Below are 4,548 nucleotides of genomic sequence, written 5' to 3'. Positions count from 1 at the left end.
CCCACTCCGCCGCCACCGCCTACACCAACGGCATCCCCCTGCGCCCAACCCCCGGAACCATCCACCCCGACCTCCCCACCTACCCCTTCCAAGGCACCCACCACTGGCTCACCCCGTCCACCGGAGGCGACCCCCAGTCCCTCGGCCTGCGTCCCGTCGGCCACCCGCTCCTCGGCGCCGCGGTCCACCGTGCCGAGGAGGACGGTCCGGTCTTCACCGGGCAGATCTCCTTGGCCGCCCAACCCTGGCTCGCCGACCACGTGGTGAACGGGACCGTCCTGTTCCCCGGCACGGCCTTCGTCGAGGCCGCGATCCGGGCGGGGGACGAGGTGGGCGCGTCCCTTCTGGAGGAACTGGTCCTGGAGAGCCCGCTCGTCGTCGAGGCACGGCAGACCGTCAGCGTTCAGGTGACCGTCGGGGCCCCGGACGCGTCCGGGCGCCGCGCGGTCGGCGTCCACTCGGCACCCCAGAGCGGCGAGTCGGCCGACAGCCCGCTGTGGACCCGGCACGCCCGCGGCTTCCTGGCCCCCGCACCGGCGCGGAGCACCGGCTCCGGCCGGGCCGAGGCGCTCGCCGTCTGGCCGCCGCGGGACGCCGAAGAGGTGCCCGTCACCGACGCCTACGAGCGGATGGCGCGCGCCGGTTACGGATACGGCCCGGCGTTCCGGGGCCTGCGGGCGCTCTGGCGCCGGAACGGGGAGGTCTTCGCCGAGGTCGCGCTGCCCGAACGGGAGAAGACCGACGGCTGGGGTGTCCACCCGGCGCTCCTCGACGCGGCCCTCCACGCCGACGTGCTGAACGAGATCGGGAAGGAGGGCGCCGGGCCGCTCAGCCTGCCGTTCTCCTGGCAGGACGTGGAGTTGCACGCGTCCGGTGCCACCACCCTGCGGGTCCGGCTGACGTGGTCGGGGTCCGAGGGTGTCTCGCTGCTCGCCGTCGACCCGGCGGGCGCCCCCGTCGTCTCCGTGGGCGCGCTGCTGACACGGCCCGTGTCCGGCGGAGCGGTGACCGCGGCGGGCGAGGCCGTCCGGCAGATGCTGCTGCGCACGGAGTGGCGGGACCTCGCGCCGGGACCCGTGCCGCAGCCCCCGGGCCGATGGCTCGTGGTGGGCGACCGGGCCGCCGGACTCGCCACCGCCCTCGCCGACGCCGGCGTGGACGCGCACGGTCCGAGTGACCTGACCGCGGACTCCTCCGGCCCTGGCCCCGACACCCTGCTCCTGCTCCGCGACCGGCCCAGGCCGGAGGCCGCGGACACCGCCGCCACGGCCCACGCCCTGGTGCGGGACACGCTCGCGCAGGTACAACGTCACCTGGCCGACGAGCGGTACACGGCGACGCGCCTGATCGTCGCCACCCGGGGCGCCGTGCCGGCCGACGCGGCCTCCGGCGTGACCGACCCGGCCAGCGCGGCGGTCTGGGGTCTCGTCAGGGCGGCGCAGGCCGAACACCCCGGACGCCTCGTCCTGGTCGATCTGGAGCCCGGGACGGACTCCGGGGCCGGGGACGTGGCCGGACTTCTCGCCGCGGCCGCCTCAGGTGAGCCGCAGACCGCGGTCCGCGCGGGCGGACTGCGCATCCCCCGTCTGACGTACGCCACGGACCCGGTATCCGGCGAACCGCGCCGGCTGGACCCCGAGGGGGTCGCCCTCGTCACCGGTGGGGCCACCGGCGTGGGCCGGCTGGCCGCCCGGCACCTGGTCACCGCGTACGGCGCCCGCCGTCTGCTGCTGCTGAGCAGGCGCGGACGCGAGACCGAGGGAATCGGCGGCCTCGTCGACGAACTGGCCGGACTGGGCGCCTCGGTGACCGTGGAGGCGTGCGACGTGGCCGACCGCGACGCGCTGGCCGCCGTACTCGACGGCCTCGACCGTCCGCTGACCGCCGTCGTGCACAGTGCGGGCGTCCTCGCCGACGGCATGGTCACCGGCCTCTCCCCGGAACAGGTCGACACGGTGCTGCGGCCCAAGGTGGACGCGGCGCTGCACCTGCACGAGCTCACCCGCGACGCGGACCTGGCGCTGTTCGTCCTCTTCTCGTCGATCGCCGGCACCGTCGGCGGCGCCGGACAGGCCAACTACGCCGCGGCCAACGCCTTCCTCGACGGCCTGGCCGAGCACCGGCGCTCGCTCGGACTGCCGGCCACCGCCGTGGCCTGGGGGCTCTGGGAGGACGGCGGCCTGACCGCGCACCTGGGGGCCACCGACCGCGACCGCATCGCCCGCAACGGGGTCAGGCCGCTCACCGCCGAACAGGGACTGGCCCTCCTCGACGCCGCCGTCACCCGCGACGCGGCCACCTGTGTCGCCGCCCGCTTCGACCACGCCGCCCTGCGCCGCCGCCCCGAAGGGGTGCCCGTCCTGCTGAGCGGTCTGGTGCGCGTCGCCACACGGCGTACCGCCGCCGACGAAGGGGGCCGGGCGAACGACGTCGCGGCCGAGCTGGCCGGACTGTCACCGCAGGAGGCCGGGCGCGTCCTGCTCGCCCTGGTGCTCCGGCACGCCGCCGCGGTCCTCGGACACGATACGCCGGACGCCGTACGCGCCGGCAGCGCGTTCAAGGACATCGGCTTCGACTCGCTCTCCGCGGTGGAACTGCGCAACCGGCTCAATGCCGCGACCGGCCTGCGGCTGGCGCCCACCGCCGTCTTCGACTACCCCAACCCGCAGGCCCTGGCCGAGCACCTGAACGAGAGCCGCCCCGGAGCGGGGGTCTCGACGTCCCCGCCGCCGGTCCGGACGACCACGCCGCCGGACGACGACGCCATCGCCGTCGTGGCCATGGGGTGCCGGCTCCCCGGCGGGGTCGCGGGACCCGAGGACCTGTGGGACCTGCTGCGGTCCGAGACCGACGCGATCAGCGAGTTCCCCACCGACCGCGGCTGGGACCTGGACACCCTGTTCGACCCCGACCCGGACAAGCCGGGCACGTCCTACACCCGCAACGGCGGCTTCCTGGACGGCGCCGGACGCTTCGACGAGGCCTTCTTCGGCATCTCCCCGCGCGAGGCGCTGACCATGGACCCGCAGCAGCGGCTGCTGCTGGAGACCGCCTGGGAAACCTTCGAGCGCGCCGGCATCGACCCGACGTCCCTCGACAAGAGCACGGCCGGCGTGTTCGTCGGTGCCATCGCCCAGGAGTACGGTTCGACCCTGCTGCACGAGGCCCCGGAGGGCCTGGACGGCATGCTTCTCACGGGCAACGCCACCAGTGTCATCTCCGGCCGCCTCTCGTACCTGCTGGGCCTGCAGGGTCCGGCGATCACGGTCGACACGGCATGCTCGTCGTCGCTGGTGGCGATCCACCTGGCGGCGCAGTCGCTGCGGAACGGGGAGTGCTCCCTCGCCCTCGCCGGCGGCGCCACCGTCATCGCCACCCCGGGCACCTTCACCGCTTTCAGCCGGCAGCGTGCCATGTCCCCCGACGGGCGGTGCCGTGCGTTCGCGGACGCGGCGAACGGCACGGGCTTCGCCGAGGGCGTGGGCCTGGTCCTGCTGGAGCGCCTGTCGGACGCGCGGCGACTGGGGCACCCGGTGCTGGCGGTGGTGCGCGGGTCGGCGGTCAACCAGGACGGCGCGTCGAACGGACTGACCGCTCCGAACGGCCCCGCGCAGCAGCGGGTGATCCGGGCGGCGCTGGCCCAGGCCGGTGTGTCGCCCGCCGAGGTCGACGTGGTCGAGGCGCACGGCACGGGCACCTCCCTGGGCGACCCGATCGAGGCGCAGGCGCTGCTGGCGACGTACGGGCAGGGGCGGACGCCGGGTGAGCCGGTCCTGCTCGGGTCGGTGAAGTCGAACATCGGACACACCCAGGCCGCCGCCGGCGTAACCGGCGTGATCAAGATGGTGCTCGCCATGCGGCACGGAACGGTTCCGCGCACACTGCACGTCGACCGGCCCTCGACACACGTGGACTGGGACGCGGGTGCCGTCCGGCTGGTGACCGAGACCCAGCCCTGGCCGGACACGGCGGCACCCCGCCGCGCCGGCATCTCCTCCTTCGGTATCAGCGGGACCAACGCGCACCTCGTGCTGGAGGAGGCACCGCCCGTCCAGCAGGTGGCCCGGGAGGCCACCGTCGTGCTGCCCCTGCTGGTGTCGGGGCGGAACGAGAACGCCGTGCGTGCGTCCTTGGGCCGGGTCGCCGACTTCGTCGAACGGCATCCGGACGTGCCGGTGGGTGAACTGGCCCGGATGCTGGCCGGTTCCCGGTCCGTGTTCGAACACCGCGCCGCGGTCACCCTGACCGGCATGGATCGTGAGGTCCTGGTGGAGCGCCTGCGCGCACCGGACGAAGCGGACGGTGTGGTCTTCGGTGAGGGCCGGCCGGTGGGTGATCCGGTGTGGGTCTTCCCCGGACAGGGCGCCCAGTGGACCGGCATGGGCGTGCGGCTCCTCGATGAGGGAGGCGCGTTCGCGGAGCGGCTGACGGAGTGTGCGCGGGCTCTCGAGCCGTTCGTGGACTGGGACCTGCTGGGAGTGCTCCGGGGCGAGCCGGGACAGCCGGGCCTGGACCGGGTCGACGTGGTACAGCCCGCCCTGTGGGCCG

General features: G+C 75.0%; 1 protein-coding gene. It reads left to right on the top strand.

Translation table 11 applies throughout. The annotated features are described in order from the left end of the window. Positions 1-4,548: type I polyketide synthase (locus F1615_RS35265; RefSeq protein ID WP_149553116.1), on the top strand; the 4,548-nt coding region annotated here is incomplete at both ends.

This window comes from Streptomyces marokkonensis, assembly GCF_008312835.1.
GTDB lineage: Bacteria > Actinomycetota > Actinomycetes > Streptomycetales > Streptomycetaceae > Streptomyces > Streptomyces marokkonensis_A.
The sequence above is the reverse complement of the archived record's forward strand: the minus strand, read 5'-3'. Positions and strand labels throughout refer to the sequence as shown.